At 71.0% G+C, this 15,690-nt stretch carries 16 protein-coding genes and 1 pseudogene; 9 read left to right on the forward strand and 8 right to left on the reverse strand.

The features are described from left to right. Window positions 1-98 precede the first annotated feature (98 nt). The gene (locus ACFU9P_RS09815) at window positions 99-1,019 is read left to right on the forward strand and encodes an ABC transporter ATP-binding protein (RefSeq protein ID WP_384078487.1); all 921 of its coding nucleotides are present in this window, start codon (window positions 99-101) and stop codon (window positions 1,017-1,019) included. Between the two features lie 2 nt (window positions 1,020-1,021). Then, entirely contained in the window at window positions 1,022-2,797 is a 1,776-nt protein-coding gene (locus tag ACFU9P_RS09820) for an FtsX-like permease family protein (RefSeq protein ID WP_384078488.1), read from the forward strand. 124 nt (window positions 2,798-2,921) lie between these two features. Here the strand turns inward: ACFU9P_RS09820 and ACFU9P_RS09825 are convergent, their stop codons facing one another. The 4 genes and pseudogenes from ACFU9P_RS09825 to ACFU9P_RS09840 all read right to left on the reverse strand — a co-directional run. Continuing rightward, a complete protein-coding gene (locus ACFU9P_RS09825) occupies window positions 2,922-3,524 on the reverse strand; it encodes a signal peptidase I (RefSeq protein WP_384078489.1) in 603 nt (200 codons plus the stop codon). Next, entirely contained in the window at window positions 3,521-4,108 is a 588-nt protein-coding gene (locus ACFU9P_RS09830; RefSeq protein WP_376382810.1) for a hypothetical protein, read from the reverse strand. The genes ACFU9P_RS09825 and ACFU9P_RS09830 overlap by 4 nt, the downstream gene beginning before the upstream one ends. Before the next feature lie 325 nt (window positions 4,109-4,433). Continuing rightward, on the reverse strand, window positions 4,434-4,709 hold the full coding sequence (locus ACFU9P_RS09835) for a cupin domain-containing protein (protein WP_384078490.1): 276 nt from the start codon (window positions 4,707-4,709) through the stop codon (window positions 4,434-4,436). A 155-nt stretch (window positions 4,710-4,864) separates the two neighbouring features. Continuing rightward, a pseudogene (locus ACFU9P_RS09840) lies at window positions 4,865-5,089 on the reverse strand (cupin domain-containing protein); the annotation flags it as partial. A 220-nt stretch (window positions 5,090-5,309) separates the two neighbouring features. Between ACFU9P_RS09840 and ACFU9P_RS09845 the strand changes: the two are divergent. Then, a complete protein-coding gene (locus ACFU9P_RS09845) occupies window positions 5,310-6,347 on the forward strand; it encodes a saccharopine dehydrogenase family protein (RefSeq protein ID WP_384078491.1) in 1,038 nt (345 codons plus the stop codon). Here ACFU9P_RS09845 and ACFU9P_RS09850 read toward each other — a convergent pair. After that, window positions 6,325-7,683: an MFS transporter gene (locus ACFU9P_RS09850; RefSeq protein ID WP_384078909.1), complete on the reverse strand. Its 1,359-nt coding sequence runs from the start codon at window positions 7,681-7,683 to the stop codon at window positions 6,325-6,327. The two genes, ACFU9P_RS09845 and ACFU9P_RS09850, sit on opposite strands and share 23 nt — an antisense overlap. A 148-nt stretch (window positions 7,684-7,831) precedes the next feature. Between ACFU9P_RS09850 and ACFU9P_RS09855 the strand changes: the two genes are divergently transcribed. Together ACFU9P_RS09855 and ACFU9P_RS09860 are read left to right on the forward strand one after the other, a co-directional pair. Beyond that, window positions 7,832-8,590: a DeoR/GlpR family DNA-binding transcription regulator gene (locus ACFU9P_RS09855; RefSeq protein ID WP_384078492.1), complete on the forward strand. Its 759-nt coding sequence runs from the start codon at window positions 7,832-7,834 to the stop codon at window positions 8,588-8,590. Between the two features lie 262 nt (window positions 8,591-8,852). Beyond that, window positions 8,853-9,299, forward strand: coding sequence for an SRPBCC family protein (locus ACFU9P_RS09860; protein WP_376382803.1), 447 nt, complete (start codon window positions 8,853-8,855; stop codon window positions 9,297-9,299). 135 nt (window positions 9,300-9,434) lie between these two features. Here ACFU9P_RS09860 and ACFU9P_RS09865 read toward each other — a convergent pair whose 3' ends face one another. Continuing rightward, window positions 9,435-11,288 carry a lysyl oxidase family protein gene (locus ACFU9P_RS09865; protein ID WP_384078912.1) on the reverse strand — a complete coding sequence of 618 codons (1,854 nt, stop codon included), beginning with the start codon at window positions 11,286-11,288 and terminating at the stop codon, window positions 9,435-9,437. 215 nt (window positions 11,289-11,503) lie between these two features. On the opposite strand from ACFU9P_RS09865, the gene ACFU9P_RS09870 reads away from it, so the two are divergent. After that, on the forward strand, window positions 11,504-12,499 hold the full coding sequence (locus ACFU9P_RS09870) for an aldo/keto reductase (protein ID WP_384078493.1): 996 nt from the start codon (window positions 11,504-11,506) through the stop codon (window positions 12,497-12,499). Window positions 12,500-12,682: 183 nt separating this feature from the next. On the opposite strand, the gene ACFU9P_RS09875 is transcribed toward ACFU9P_RS09870, so the two are convergent. Both ACFU9P_RS09875 and ACFU9P_RS09880 read right to left on the reverse strand, forming a co-directional pair. Then, window positions 12,683-13,249, reverse strand: a complete 567-nt coding sequence (locus ACFU9P_RS09875) for a hypothetical protein (RefSeq protein ID WP_384078494.1) — start codon at window positions 13,247-13,249, stop codon at window positions 12,683-12,685. A gap of 233 nt (window positions 13,250-13,482) precedes the next feature. Next, window positions 13,483-14,214, reverse strand: coding sequence for a Clp protease N-terminal domain-containing protein (locus ACFU9P_RS09880; protein ID WP_384078495.1), 732 nt, complete (start codon window positions 14,212-14,214; stop codon window positions 13,483-13,485). A gap of 120 nt (window positions 14,215-14,334) precedes the next feature. On the opposite strand from ACFU9P_RS09880, the gene ACFU9P_RS09885 reads away from it, so the two are divergent. From ACFU9P_RS09885 to ACFU9P_RS09895, 3 genes are all read left to right on the forward strand, one after another. Continuing rightward, window positions 14,335-14,676: an ArsR/SmtB family transcription factor gene (locus ACFU9P_RS09885; RefSeq protein ID WP_384078496.1), complete on the forward strand. Its 342-nt coding sequence runs from the start codon at window positions 14,335-14,337 to the stop codon at window positions 14,674-14,676. Between the two features lie 3 nt (window positions 14,677-14,679). Further along, window positions 14,680-15,186, forward strand: a complete 507-nt coding sequence (locus tag ACFU9P_RS09890; protein ID WP_384078497.1) for an SRPBCC family protein — start codon at window positions 14,680-14,682, stop codon at window positions 15,184-15,186. Beyond that, a partial coding sequence (locus tag ACFU9P_RS09895) for a dihydrofolate reductase family protein (protein WP_384078498.1) occupies window positions 15,186-15,690 on the forward strand: 505 nt, incomplete at its 3' end. The genes ACFU9P_RS09890 and ACFU9P_RS09895, both read left to right, overlap by 1 nt.

The following is a 15,690-nucleotide window of genomic DNA, read 5'->3' on the forward strand; positions in this document are numbered from 1 at the left end:
CCGCTCTCCCTTCCTCTCCACCTCCCCTGTTTCTCCCCTCGTCCCTCTCCTCCTCCCTCCCCCCCCCCCCCGCCGCGTGGGGAAAGCGGAGGAAGCGGATGACGAGAGACGTGTGGGACCGCGAACCCGGCGACGCGCGTGCGCCGGTGCTGCGGGCCGTCGGCCTGTCGCGTGTGTACGGGGAGGACGAGAGCCTGGTGTGGGCTGTCGACGGGGTCGATCTCGACGTTCCCGCCGGGCAGACGCTCGCCGTCACCGGGCCCAGTGGCTGCGGCAAGTCGACGCTGCTCCAGCTCCTCGGCGGTCTTGACCGGCCCACCGAGGGCGAGATGTGGCTCGGCGGGCGGCGCATCGACCACCTCGGCGAACGGGCGCTGGCCAGGATGCGGCGCCGCGCGGTGGGCTTCGTCTTCCAGGCGTACCACCTGATGCACGAGCTGACCGCGGCGCAGAACGTCGAGCTGCCCGCGCTGCTCGCCGGCGCCTCACCGCGTACCGCCCGCATCCGTGCCGCCGAACTTCTCGATCAGGTCGGGCTCGCCGACCGGGCCCGGCATCTGCCCTCCGAGCTGTCCGGCGGGCAGCGGCAGCGGGTCGCCATCGCCCGCGCCCTGGCCAACGAGCCGCTGGTCGTCCTCGCGGACGAGCCCACCGGAAACCTCGACAGCGCCGCGACCCTCGACATCCTCCGGCTCTTCGACGAACTGCGCGCCGCCGGCCAGACCCTGGTCATGGTCACCCATGACGAGCGCGTCGCCGCCACGGCCGACCGCGTCGTCTCCCTGCGCGACGGGACGCTGGCCGACGACACCCGCCTGTACGGCGGCGGCTACGGAAACGGCGGCGGCACAGGGCACGGCCATGGTGGAGGTACGGGGCACGGCCACGGGAGCGGTACGGGACTCGGCGGCGACGACGACGACGGCGACGACGACGGCGGCGACGACGGCGGCGGTACAGGGCCCGGGCAGGGCGGAACCGGCACAGGCCTCGGCACGCTGCTGCGCTGGGAGGACTGACCATGGGACACCTGCTGCTGATATGGCGTCCGGTCCTGCACGACATGCGCCGCCGTCCCGGCGAGGCCCTCATGTTCCTGCTCGCCGTCACCGTCGCCACCGCCGCCCTGAGCCTCGGAATGGCGACCGGCAACGCCGTGACCACCGCGTACCTGAAGACCCGCGCGGCCACCGCCGGTCCCGACGTCACCGCCATCACGACGGCCACCGACCCGTCCGATCTGGCCGAACGCCTCGCGGACACGCCCGGCGTGGCCGTGCAGGCCGCCCCGGTCTTCGCGTTCGACGCCACCGTCCGGGCACACGGCCGGACCGCGCACTCCTCGGTCGAGGGGCGCGACAACTCACCGTCCGCCGTGGACCGGCCACTGGTGACCTCCGGCACCTGGGTGCGTCCCGGCGGCGCGGTGGTCGAACGGGGCTTCGCGCAGGCGATCGGTGTGCGCGTCGGCGACCGCGTCACCATCAGCGGTCGCGGCTATCCGGTCGTAGGAACCGCGATCAGCGCGGCCACCCCGGTGTATCCGTGGAGCGACTGGACCCAGGGGCCCGGGCCGTCCGACTACGGCGGCAGGATCTGGCTCACCACCGCCGACACCCGCGCGGCAGCGGGCAACGCCTCCGGTGTCCATCTGATCCATCTGAAGCTGACCGACCCCAACGCACCCCTCCGATGGCGCGACACCGTGTTCACCCACGACCGTAGGGGCGACTCCTGGGTCAACACCCACAACTGGCAGACCGTCCTCCGGACGAATACGAACATGATCGAGGACACCCAGCCCGCCCTGGTCATCGGCGGCTGGCTCCTCGCCCTCGCCGCGACCGTCACCCTCGCCGCGCTCGCCACCGCTCGCGCCGTTCGCGACAACCGGCGTGCCGCACTGCTCAAGGCCGTGGGCGCCGGCCCCGGCACCGTCACCGCCGTACTGCTGGCGCAGCACCTGCTCCTGACCCTCCTGGCCACCGCGCTGGGACTGACCGCAGGGACGCTGGCCGCACCCCACCTCGTCGACCCCAGCGACGGGCTGCTCAACACCGTCGGCCCTCCGGACTCCGGCACCGTCACCGCCGCGCTCCTCCTCGCCGTCGTGGTCGCCCTGACCGGCGTACTCGGCCCCGCCGTGCGTGCCGCCCGCACCAGCACCGTCCACGCCCTGGCCGACCCGGCGCATCTGCTCACGCACCACCCGCACCTGAACGCCGTGACGGCGTATCTGCCCACGCCGCTGCTGCTCGGCATCCGGCTGCTCGCCCGTCGGCCCGGCCGCGCCGTCCTGGCCTCCGCCGGCACCGCCGCCACCACCGTCATGGTCACCGCGGTGCTCACCTTCCACGCCGAGCTGGCCGCGGCCCCCGACTTCAGGCGGTTCGGCCCCATCGAAGTGCGCACCGACCAGACCGGTCAGGTGCTGCTCGCCGTCACCCTCGCGCTGGTGGCACTGTCCACGCTCAACACCGTGCTCCTCGGCTGGAGCACCGCCGTACAGGCCCGGCGCGCCCTGACCGTCGCCCGTACCCTCGGCGCCACACCCGGCCAGGTCGTCGCGGCGCTCTGCGTCGCGCAACTCCTGCCCGCGGTGCCCGGAGTGGCGGCGGGCATCCCGGTCGGGCTCGGCCTGTACTGGTTCTTCGGTACGCAGGTCACGCCCCCGGGACCGTGGCTGCTCACCGCCGCGCTCGCCACCCTGCTGGCCATCACGGCACTGACCGCGCTCCCCGCCTGGGCCCACACCCGCAAGCCCGCGGGACGCGCCCTCAACGCCGAAACCGCGTGACGGGCCCTTCACGCGCCGAGCCGTGACGCAGAACCAACCGAGAAGCCCTCGCCCGTGCCAGGACCTTGATCCGCTGATCGAGTACCAGCCGCGCAGCCAGGCGAGCGCACGCGCCGGACCGGGGCTAGGTGTGCCGGCTGTCGGTATCGCTGTGGCTGTGGCTGTGGCTGTCGCTGCGGCTGTGCAGTGGCAGAGCGGCAAGCGTGAGCAGCATGGCAAGTCCGAGCAGCATCATCGCCTCGGGCACGGGCTGCTTGGCGCGCCAGAGCTGGACCGGCAGCCCGATCCAGGGCACGCGCAATCGTGCTACGCCCTTGAGTGCCGTGGGCCGTACCGGTGTGGAGTCCGGTGTGGAGTTGGCGTCGCCTTTGGTGATCAGGTGGTTGTTGGGAAGCACCCCGTGGACCCGGTGGGTGAGCAGACGGCCGGGTCGGGTGGGGTCCTCGACCAGCACGATCTGGCCCACCGCCGGTGTGCGGTCGCGCGGTGGTGGCTGGTAGAGAACGACGTCGCCCGGCGCGATGGCGGGACGCATGGAGCCGGACTGCACCACGCCCGCTGTCCAGCCCAGCGTCATCACGGGCAGTTGCGCCCACACCAGCAGTCCGAGCATCGAGCCGAGCACGGTACGTGAGGTGACCGAGGCGACCACGCGGACCGGGTGCGGGGCGCCCTTGTCCGCGGGCCGGCGGAGCACGCCGATGGCCAGGTCACTCGGGAGAGTCACTCGTGATTCCGCGCTTCCCACGTCACGGTCACGTCGTCGGTGTCCTCGTTCTGCGCGGTGTCGGGTGCGCTCGGGCTGAACTGCCACGCGAAGCGGAAGGTCAGCGAGTTGGGCGGCTTGCCGGGCAGGGTCCAGGGACCCAGCCCGGTGCGGAAGTCGGTGTGCAAGGAAATGAAGGTGTCCAGGGTGCCGTCGAACGCGGACCTGTGCGGCGTGAAGCCTTTGCAGTTTCCGGAGCCGCCGCCGCTGCCCACGTCGATTTTGAGGTTGATGAAGGACTGGAAGTTGCTGGGCCAGTTCTCTGCTTCGCTGTACAGCTTGAGCGCGGTGGGAAAGTCGGCGTTCGACTTGATCCTGATGCAGTTGAAGCCTGTCTCGCCGGGGTGCATGTCGTTGACGCGGAACATGGGCACCCTGCTGTCGTTGGCCAGCCCCAGCGAGCTGGAGGTCCACCTGTTGCCGCTGTTGCTGCTGGTCCCGCTCCAGTCGGCATTGGTGGCACCCCAGACCAGAGCACCGCTGAGCAGTAACCCGAGCGGAACGGGCACCACCTGAGCCAGCACGTTCAGCCAGGGACGCGCCATTGCCCACTCCGTTCAATTTCGTTTCTTTTGCACCATATTGTCTCCCCTTGTCTCGCCTGCGGCGGCGCCGCTCCGTGTCGCAATCCAGGACTGATGGAGGCTCGATTCCCCGAGGAGGGTCGGGAACAGGGTCAGGCGGTGGGTCCGGCCGCCGCAGATCCGCTTCGGGCGCGGGGCGCACTGTCATGACATCGCGACTGATGACCGCCAGCGACCGCTGTCGGCCGGACGAGCGAGCGAATGAGCGAACGAGCGAACGAGGTGACGCGGTCCACGTCGGCCGACCAGCACCGCTCAAAGCGGCCGACGTCGCTGACCGCTCCCGTCACACAGCCATGCTCGCTGGTCCTGCTGGAGCATGGTGACCGGCATGTTCAGCCCGGTTGCCGACCGCCCGGTCAGCCTGGTCGTGCTCACGTTCGGCGAAGGCGTATTCGGAGGTGTAGCCGGTCCGTTCGGCCACTGAGCGGAGCAGGAGGTCGGTCGCGCCGCGCAGCGACGGGTGCTGTCCGACGTGGGCCGGGAGGTGTACGACATCGGGCAGTTCGGCGAGGAGCGGATGGGCCCGGGACTGGTCGAGTCGGTACGCACCGCACAGCATGACCGTCGTCGCGCCGGACGGGGGTCCGCCGGGCTTCCGGGGTCGGTTGGGCTTCCGGGATCCGTTCGGTTTCCGGGGGCCCGGAAGTCCGCCAGGGCCTGCGCGGTCAGGAGTCCGGTCGTCGCCTCCCTCAGCGGGGTCGTCGGCCCGTCCGCTACCGCATGGCCCAACTCCCGCGGCAGGAACGCCACATCGCCCACCCCCAGCGTGATCGCCTCGCCGCTCGCGGGGATCAGTGCGCACGATCCCTGGAGGATCACATGGAAGCCCGCGCCCTCCTGCGGCGCGAAACGGATGCCCCACGGGGCGCGGAACCGGTTCCGCTTCGAGTGGGGGATGCCGGTGCGCATCGCGGCGACGGCGTCGCTGAGTACGTCCATGGGCGGGCCCACCGTACGGTCCGGTCGCCAGGTCAGGACGTACGGTCCGAGCCGGCCCCGCCGGACGAACGGACATCCGACACGGATCCCAAAGCATAGGACGTCCCACCGCGCGCTCCTACGGTGATCAGGTGATCGCGTGATCAGCGCGCGACCACGTAAGCCGCCGCACGACGTACAGCTGCAGACGTACAGCTACACAGCTCCAGGGGGAGATCGCATGAGGATTGCCGTATACGGCGCGAGCGGGTTCACCGGGCGGCTTGCCGTCGCCGAGGTGCGCCGCCGCGGGTTCACGCCCGTACTGGTGGGCCGCGACGCGCAGCGCCTGAAGGCCGCCGCCAGGGAAGCGGGCGCGGCCGAGGCCGAGGCCGAGTTGAGGGTCGCGGGACTGGCGGATTCGACGGGGCTGGCCACCGCCTTCGCCGACTGCGATGCCGTCGTCAACTGCGCGGGGCCATTCACCCGTTGGGGAGAACCGGTCGTACGAGCCGCCATCGCCGCCGGGACCAACTATGTCGACACCACCGGCGAACAGGGCTATATCCAGCGCGTTTTTGACACCTTCTCCAAGGAGGCCGAGCGCGCGGGCGTGAGCGTCGTCCCCGCCATGGCGGACGACGGCGGACCCGGCGATCTGATCGCGAGCCTGACGGCCGCCCGGGTCGAGCCGGTCGACGAGATACTCATCGCCGATCTGCGCCGACCCGGGGGCGGGGCGTCGCGCGGCACCGCCCGTTCGATGGCCTCGGTCTTCGCCGAGGGCGCGCGGGAGTACGAGGACGGCGCGTGGCGGCCCGCGAGCGCCGCGCCGTTGGAGCCGATCACCCCGCCGGGTGAACCGGCCGCCGTACCGGTGACGGCGTTCGCGCTCCCGGGCGTGGTGACCGTCCCCCGGCACACGGGCGCGCGCCGGGTGCACAGCGCCATCAGGACCGATGCGGCCGCGATGTTCTCGGCGCTCACCCCGGACATTGTCGACAGCGTGCCCGAAGCGGTGCCGGAGGAGGCTCGGCGGGCGGGCCGGTGGCTGATGCTGGCCGAGGCCACGGGCACGGACGGCCGCCGCGCCAGGGGCTGGGTCACCGGGGCCGACCCGTACGGGCTGACCGCCGTCATCGCCGTCGAGGGCGCGCGCCGGCTCTCGGTGGAAGGGACGGCGCGCGCGGGCGTACTGACCCCTGCCCAGGCGTACGACCCGGCGGACTTCCTGGACGGCCTCGCGCCCCACGGGGTCACTTGGGAGGTACGGGACTGACGCCCCCCAGGCCGCTGACGCCCCCCAGGCCCTCGGCACCCTCCAGACCGCTGGCACCCTCCGGGCTCACGCCCATGTCCCCGCCCAAGCCCCCGCCCAGGCCCTGGGCCTGGCCGCTGACGCTCGGCCCGGTCGGCCCGCTCGCGGCCGACGGCCGGAGGATACGAGCCGCCGTGCCGGCCGCGACGACGCAGAAGGCCACCGGGAGGAAGAAGGCGAGGTTCAGCGGGATGAAGTGGGTGAGCGGTCCGATGATGGCCGGGCCCGCGAGCATGCCGAGATAACCGAGGCCGGCCACGCGGGAGACGTTCGTACCCGCGCTCTCCTGGTCGGCGTGGCCCGCCGCGCTGAAGAGCTGGGGCACACAGCCCGAGAGGCCGATCCCGAAGACCGCCCACCCGGCCAGGGCCAGCGGGATCCACGGGGAGAGCGCGACCGCGGTCAGACCGACGGCTCCCAGGGCTGCGCCGTACCGTACGACGGCCACCGGGCCGAAGCGTGCCGCCACCCGGTCCGTGAGCAGCCGGCCGACGGTCATGGCCGTCGAGAACGCGCCGTACGCGAAGGCCGCGGTGGCGGCCGGGGCGTCGAGGACGTCCTGCAGGGCCAGCACGCTCCAGTCGTTGGCGACGCCTTCGCAGAGCATGAGCATCAGGGCGAGTGCGGCGAGGGCCCAGATGCGCGGCGGCGTGCTGCGCGACACAGCGCTGCGCGGTGCCGTGTCGCGCGGTCGACGACCTCGCCGTGTCCTCGTGCGCCGGACGGGATTCCTTTCAGCCGACTGCCCCAGCAGTGCGGGCCCCGCCAAGGCCGTCACCGCCAGCGCGAACACGCTCACCACCGCCAGCGTCATGGGCGCGCTCCAGTCCCAGTTCAGTGTGCGGGCGCCCACCAGCGCGGCCAGGACTCCGCCGACCGAGAAGAAGGCATGGAAGGCGGACATGACAGGCCGTCCATAGCCGCGTTCGACCTGGACGGCATGGGTGTTCATGCTGACGTCCAGACAGCCGTTGCCGAAGCCGAGCACCAGCAGCGCCGCGCCCAGCGTCCAGGCGTTGGTGGCCAGTCCCGGCAGGACCAGCGCCGCCCCGCACAGCGCCGCGCTCACCGGTACGGCCTTCCGCGCGCCGTAGCGGTCGGTGAGCGGCCCGACGAGCTGCATGCCCGCGAGCGCACCGGCGCCGAGCAGCAGCAGGAGCCAGCCGAGCACGGCGTGGCTGACCCCGGCCCGGTGTTCCACGACCGGGATGTGGACCACCCACATGCCCAGCACAAAGCCGTTGAGGGTGAAGAAGCCGAAGGTGGCCAGCCGGGCGGCCCGCAGCGCCCTCTCCACGCGCGGTGTCTCCACGCGCGATCCCTCCGCGCCGGCTTTCTTCCCGCCGGTTTTCTCCATGCTGCTTTTCTCCATGCGAGCGAACGTAACAAACAAAGTCGCTGTTCGAAAGGTTGCCTTTCGCACGCTGTTCATGTCCAATGTGGGCATGGCGAGCACAGACCGACTGAGGCAGATCACCGATGCCGTACGCGCGAGCGGGCGGGCGAGCGTGGCCGAGCTGGCCGAGCTGACCGGGGCCTCGGAGATGACGGTCCGCCGCGATCTCGAAGCCCTCAGCGACCAGGGCGTCCTGGAGCGCTACCGCGGCGGCGCCAGAAGTCTGCTGCTGCGCGGCGAGGAGCCGCCCTTCGCGCTCCGGGCGCAGGAGGGGTCGGAGGCGAAGCGGCGCATTGCCGCCGCCGTCGCCGAGCTGATCGCCGACGGCGAGTCGGTCGTCGTCGACAGCGGCACCACCTGCCTGGAAGTGGCCCGCGCGCTGGAGCACCGCAGGCTGACCGTCATGCCGCTCTCCCTGCACGCCGCCAACGCGCTGACCGGCGCCCCCCGCCTGAAACTGCTGCTGCCCGGCGGCGAGCCCCGTACGGGCGAACTCGCCCTGACCGGCCCCCTGACCGAGGCGTCACTGGCCGCGCTGCGCTTCGACACCGCCGTCATCGGCTGCTGCGGACTGACCGCCGCCGACGGTCTGACCGCGTACGACCTGTCCGACGCCGCGGTCAAACGCGCCGCGATCGCCTCGGCCCGCCGGGTCATCGCGGTGGCGGACGCCGCGAAGTTCTCCCGTACTGCGCTCGCCTTCGTCGCACCGGTCTCGGCGCTGCACGCAGTGGTGACGGACGAGGGGGCGCCGCACGAGGAGACGGGCGCGATGGCCGCGGCGGGTGTGACGGTACGACGGGTGTGACCGTACGGCGGGCATGTCGTAGGCGCCGGTGTGGCGAGCGGCAGCGCCTGCGACACCCGTGACGCGCATGACGCGTGCGACACCCGTGATCCGTGCGACGCGTGTGACTGCGTGAAAGGTGTGATCCTCCAGTGGTGGGAGGGGCTGCCGAGCCATGACAATGGGGACGCGACGGCGGCCCGGTACCGGCGGCGGCCCTCGCGTACGACGGGCAGGTTCCGCGTACCCCACGTCACGCCGGCCGACTGCGCGAGGAGCGACCATGGCTGGACAGTTCGAGGCGACCACGGAGATCGACCGGCCCATCGAGGAGGTGTTCGCCTTTCTCGCCGACGGTACGAACGACCCGAAGTTCAGCCCCCGCGTACAGGCGATCCAGAAGACCCCGGACGGGCCCACCGCGGTCGGGACCGTCTTCCGCAGCACGGTCAAGGACGCCGGGATGACGACCAGGCGGGAGATCCGGATCACCGAGCTGGAGTCGCCCGTCAGGATCCGCTGGACCGAGACGTCCAAGAACCTCGTCACCTCGTCGGAGGGCGGCTACGACCTGGAGAGCGTCGGCGAGGGCAAGACGAAGGTGCGGATCTTCAACGCTCTTGAGGGGCACGGGATCGGCAAGCTGCTGGTCGGTTTCGCGCTGAGCGCGGCGCGGAAGGACGCGCCCGCGTTCGGGGGACGGATCAAGAAGGCAGCCGAAGCGTCGTAACCCCGGCTGTCCGGGCCCGGCGCCCGGCCCCGCTGTTCGGGCCGCGCTGTCCGGGCCCCGGCCGGCGTCGGGGGCCCGGACAGCGATTCATGGTTTACGGCTTACGTGTTACTGCCTGCGGCTACGGCCTACGGCTCACGGAGCGTCGATCAGGTCGTGCGGCGGTACGGTCACCTCGCGCGCGCCCGGCGTACCCGACAGGACGACCTCGCGCAGGGCGACATTGTTCGTCAGCGACGTCTCGTACAGCCGGTTCTCGGGGTTGGCGATGACCTCGATGTAGTACGTACCGTTCGGCAGGTCGGTGATGTCGAAGGACTGGCCCGGACGGTACTGCGTGTACGTGTCACCGGAGCCGACGTCCAGCACCTCGCGCACGGAGATGGAGCTCTCGATTCCGCAGGCGGTCGACAGATCGGTGTTGTTCGGGTGCCAGTTGGCGTTCTTCACCGTGTAGTCGATGGCGTCGGTATTGGCCAGGCAGAACGCCTCCTTCTCGCTGCGCACGATCTCCTTCTGGTCGGCGCGGAGCAGGCGGTAGCTGGCGAAGTCGGTGAAGTGCCAGTGCTCGTGGCCCACGCGGGCGTCCCACTCCATGGTGCCGGCGGGGGAGTAGCCGACCTGGGTGCCCTTCGCGTCGTAGAAGTACTGGTACGCGTCCATCAGGTCCTTGCCGGGGGTACGGAAACCGTCCACGACGAGGGGTGCCGGACCGGCGTTCCATACATTGGCGCTGAAGGCGAGGTAGTCCTTGCCGGGGACGTCGCCGTCCTCGCCGTCCGTGACGGAGATGTCCCAGGCGGGCAGGGCGCGGAGGTCGGGCTTGGGTACGTCGGGGACGGAGGCGCGGCCGGTGGGGCGCTTGGCGTTCGCAGTGAGGGCGGGTGCGATACGGGAACCGTCGGTACGGCCGGGCCCGTCACCCGGAACGCCGGCCCTGGCGGCTCCGGCGGCACCGGAGGCCCCGGCAGCTCCTGTCGGCCCGGCGGCGAGGGCGTGCGGGTGCGCGGGCGGCGCGGGCGCGTCGGCTCCGCGGCCTTCGTGGTAGGCGTGGCCCTGCGAGTTCACCATGAACCCGGGCAGAGCGGCACCGGAGTGCGCGGAGTGCGAGCCGTGCGTGGAGTGCGCGCCGTGAGCGGACTGCGCGCCGTGGGCGCTGTGGTCCGTACCCCCGGCGGCGGCCTTACCGGCCCCGGCCGCCCCAGCCGCCCCAGCCCCCGCGCCGTCAGCCGCCCCCGCGACTCCCCGTCCCTCGCCCTCGTCCCAACTGCGTTCCCGCACAGTCAGCTTGAGCGTCCGCTGCTCCTCCGGCATGCCGAACAGGTCGCGGTACGGCTTCGTCACCTCCACCTGTGCCGTGTACTCGCCCGCCGGGACATCGACCGGCTCCGCGTAGTAGCCCAGGTTCGTGTTGGTGGCCCAGCCGTTCTCGATGCCCCACACCGAACCCAGTGTGAACGGGTTCGTCGGGCAGCTCTCCGGATACTTCGAGGTGGCCGGGGCGTCGGGCCGTACGCGGCCCGAGGCGTTGTTCGGGCAGAACGTCTCCATACGCTCCAGGACCTTCGTACCCGCCGCGTCCGTCAGCGTCACCCGCAGGAAGTCCGGCAGTCCGGTGAAGTCCTTCACCAGCCCCTCGGGCAGGACCCTGGTCTTCGTCTTCGCCTTCGTCGTCTTCGTACCGTCCCGGATGATCTGCTCCGCGACCACCGGGTCCTTGTACGACTTGCGCGTCACCCGGAACTCCAGGGGCGCGCCGTCCGCCGTCACATAGGTGCCGAGGTCCAGATAGATCCCCGGTTCGCCCTCCCACCGGTCGATCGTCACCGAGCCGGACGCGGCGATCAGGCTCAGCCGGGGGCCGGCCGGGGTCGTGGCTCCGGCGACGGGTGCCGCCCCGGCCACGCCGGCCACCACGGAGAGCGCCGCCGCGGCGGCTATCACCGAACGGCGGGCACGGCCGCGGTGTTGCTGGAGGTGTCTGCGCATCGATTCCTCGTCTCTCACAGGTAACTCACAGTTCTGAGTGACCTGTGAGAGCAGAAGCCGCCGGACCGGGTTGCCCGACCGGCCCCAACTCGCCGACCATTGGCCGGATATGAGCGCCGGAACGCCGCGCCGTACCGGCGATCCGGTCATGATCCGGCCACCCCCGCCCGCCCCGGCTTGCCTTGGAGTGCGCTCCAACTCCTACCGTTCGCCCCATGACCACCTTGGAGAGCAGGACTCTCGGACAGAGCGGTATCACCGTCGGCGCCCTCGGCTTCGGCTGCTGGGCCATCGGGGGCGAGTGGCAGGACACCGCGGGCAACCCCCTGGGCTGGGGCAAGGTCGACGACGACGAGTCCGTCGCCGCGCTCCACCGGGCCCTCGACCTCGGCATCACCTTCTTCGACACCGCCGATGTGTACGGTGCGGGCCACAGCGAACGCGTTGTCGGGCGGGCGCTGCGGGGGCGGCGGGACGAGGCCGTCATCGCCACCAAGTGGGGCAACCTCTTCGACGAGTCCACCCGCACTCTCACCGGCTCCGACGCCACCCCCGCGTACGCCCGGCAGGCCCTCACCGCCTCCCTCGGCCGCCTCGGCACCGACTACATCGACCTCTACCAACTCCACCTCTCCGACGCGTCGTTGGAGTCGGCCGCCGAACTCCGGGACGCCTGCGAGGAGTTCGTACGGGAGGGGCTGATCCGTACGTACGCCTGGTCCACCGACGACCCCGAGCGGGCGGCGTTCTTCGCCGAGGGGGAGCACTGCGCGGCCGTGCAGCACGCCTGCAATGTGCTGGAGGACGCGCCCGAGATGCTCGCGCTGTGCGCGGAACGCGGTCTCGCGAGCGTCAACCGGAGCCCGCTCGCGATGGGTCTGCTCACCGGCAAGCACGGCTCCGGCAGCCGGGGCACCACCGGTGACATCCGGGCCGTACCGCCGTCGTGGCTCCGGTGGTTCGGGGAGGGCGGGGTGCCGGCGCCGGAGTGGGCGGCACGGGTGGACGCCGTACGGTCCGTCCTGACCAGCGACGGCCGCACCCTGGCGCAGGGCGCGCTCGCCTGGCTCTGGGCGCGCAGCCCGCAGACGGTGCCGATCCCCGGCTTCCGCTCGGTCGCCCAGGCCGAGGAGAACGCGGGAGCGCGCGCGTACGGCCCGCTGAGCGCGGACCAGTTGGCGGAGATCGCGGAGCTGACGACGGCCAACTAGTGCAACTGACTTACGCGGAGCAACTGACTGTCGCGGAGTGGGAGTTCATCGGGCCGTACCTGCCGATCGGCGGCTACGGCCCGTACCTCGAGCGGCTGCGGCCGCGGTTCGGGGGCGTGCGCAAGCCGGATCCCCCGCACCCCGGCTCCTTCCGCGCGGCGGGTCGGCCTCAGTCCTCAGTCCTCAGTCCGAGCAACTGGTGGCAGAACCGTCTGCCGGGGAGGTGACGGCCACACGGTAGGCGGATCCGGAGTCGAATTCGGGCCCGGGCTTGCGCCCTTCCATATCGAGGACTTCCGCGGTCAGGAAGTAGACCTCCAGCGTCGTCGTGCTGTCCCCCTTGCCGGGGGTGAAGCACAGGTCCGCGGGCAGCTCCGCTGTCGACGGTTTCGCGGAGGCCGGAGACAGCTCCCAGCCGTCGCGCTCCGCCGCCGCCCGGTAGTACGGGATCACTTGGGCCTTGTCACCGGGGAATACGTAGGTCCGATCGGCGTACACCCACGCGTCGCCGCTGTCCGCCCAGCAGCCGGACTCAAGATCCTCGAAGCCCTGGGGTACGACGGTTCCTTCGGGCCGGGAGTCGAGGATGCCGTACGACGCCAGCTCCTTGACCCGGCTCTCGGTGTTCTCGCAGCCTCCGTCGAGCGCGGCGTCCAGAAGGAGGGAATCGCATCCGGTGAGAGTTCCGGCCGCCAGTGCAACTGCCAGCAGCAGCGCGGCACAACGGCCGGTGCCCGTGCGAAGTGCCAAGCCGACTCCTGTGGTTGAGATGTCGATATGGGCGGACTTCAGGCCCCTGGCACCAAGTGTGCACGGCCGGTCACATTACATGCTTTCTCGCGGCCGGGGCGGCTGGGGCGGCTGGTTCACACACCCGTCCGACCAGGGGCGTCGCGGCGCGTTGACCGCGTAGGTACGCGCCGGCCCCGCCCGCCGGCTACGGGCGGGGCCGATGTCCCCCTGCAATCCCTGGAGCTTCTCGCCTACCCCTGGAGCTTCTCGCCGATCGCGCTCAGAACGGCCGACACGTACTCCTCGGTGCTCGTCTTGTCGAGGCCGAGCCCGCTGAGCACGCCCGCGCCGTCCTCCTGCTCCAGCAGCGCCAGCAACAGGTGCTCCGTACCGATGTAGTTGTGGCCCAGCCGCAGCGCCTCGCGGAAGGTGAGTTCGAGGACCTTCTTCGCCTGTGCGTCGAACGGTACGAGGTCGGGCACGGGCTCACCGGAGGGCGCCGGCAGCGCCTCGGTCACGGCCTCCTTGACCGTCGCCAGTTGTACGCCCCGGGCGACAAGCGCCCGTGCGGCCAGCCCCTCCGGGTCGTCGAGCAGGCCGAGCACAAGATGCCCTGTGCCGATCTGTGTATGACCGCCTTCGCGGGCCTTGTTCTGCGACGCGACGACAACGCTCCTGGCCCGCTCGGTGAACCTGCCGAAGTCCTGGTTCGCGCCGGGCGCCGGCTCGTCCTTCGTCACGAACCGCTTCTGGGCGGCCTGCCGCGTGACGCCCATGGACTTGCCGATCTCGGTCCATGACGCGCCGGAGCGACGGGCCTGGTCGACGAAGTGGCCGATGAGGTGGTCGGCGACGTCGCCGAGATGGTCGGCGGCGACGACGGCGCTCTGGAGCTGGTCGAGGGCGTTGCCGTGCACGTTTTTGATCGCCTGGATGAGGTCGTCGAGGCGGACGGGATTGTTTACCTGAGTGGGATCTGCCATGAGGCAACCCTAGGTTGACAGTCGCCCATGCGTCAACCCGTGGTTGACACTCTGGCGGGGCTCGTCAGTCTTGGTCTGTGCCGGCTTGACGTATTCCGTTATGGGAATATGATCGCTGCCATGGCACGAGCAGCGACGACGTCGGATGCGTTCAACGCGATCGCCGAGCCGCAGCGCCGGGACATCCTGGTGCTGCTGCGGGCGGGTGAGCGGCCGGTGACCGACCTGGCCGAGGAGCTGGGGATGAGCCAGCCGCGGGCGTCCAAGCACCTGCGGGTGCTCCGGGAGGTGGGGCTGGTGCGGGTCCGCGGGGCGGGCAAGCAGCGCCTCTACGGCCTGGACGCCCGCGGGCTGCGGCCGGTCCATGAGTGGGCCGGCGGATTCGAGCGGTTCTGGAACGAGAGTTTCGACCGGCTGGACACCTACGTGCAGGACCTCAAGCAGACACAGCAGGAGGAATGACCGATGGCAAGGGCGAGACAAGAAACGGGGGCGGAGTCGGCGACGGCCGACCGGGAGATCGTGATCTCCCGGGTCATCGACGCCCCGCGGGAGCTGGTGTTCGAGGCGTTCACCGAGGTCCGGCACCTGTCGCGGTGGTGGGGTCCGGAGGGGTTCACCACCACCACGCGGTCCTTCGAGTTCCGCGAGGGCGGAGTCTGGGACTTCGTGTTGCACGGGCCGGACGGGACCGACTACTCCGAGTGGATCACCTGGACCGAGATCGTCCCGCCGGAGCGGATCGCGCTGCTGCACGGTGAGTCCCGCGACGACCCGAACGCCTTCGAGTCGGTCCTGACCTTCGCGCCGGACGGCGCGGCGACCCGGATCGTGATGCGCACGGTGTTCCCCACCAAGGAACAGCGCGACGAGGCGGTCGAGAAGTACCACGCGATCGAGGGCGGCCGGCAGACCCTGAACGGACTGGCGGCTTACGTCACCGATCTCGCGCGGAAGGGGGCGGAGGGCTGATGGCCGGGAAGGTGTTCTTCAGCGTGTCGATGTCGCTGGACGGCTTCATCGCGCCCGAGTCCGTGCCCGTTGAGGACGAACTCTTCGCACCCGACAGGCAGGACGACCCGGACGTTCAGCGCTGGATGGCGCAGTGGATGGAGTTGCAGCAGTGGGCCTTCCCGCTGCGGTTCTTCCGGGAGAACCTGAAGATGGGCGAGGGCGGCGAGGAGGGGCGCGACAACGACGTCGCGCGGGAGACGTTCGAGCGCACCGGAGCGAGCGTCATGGGCAAGCGCATGTTCGACCTCGGCGAGCAGTCATGGCCGGAGGAGGCGCCGTTCCGTACCCCGGTCTTCGTTGTGACACACACCAAGCGTGACCCGTGGGAGCGGCCCGGCGGCACCACGTTCCACTTCGTCAACGACGGCATCGAGCACGCCGTTGACCAGGCCCGGGAGGAGACGGGGCAGAGAACCAGAAAGGCCTACCAGCGCGAAGAGAAGGAACAGGAAAAAAGCACAC

This window comes from Streptomyces sp. NPDC057617 (assembly GCF_042800555.1).
Classification (GTDB): domain Bacteria; phylum Actinomycetota; class Actinomycetes; order Streptomycetales; family Streptomycetaceae; genus Streptomyces.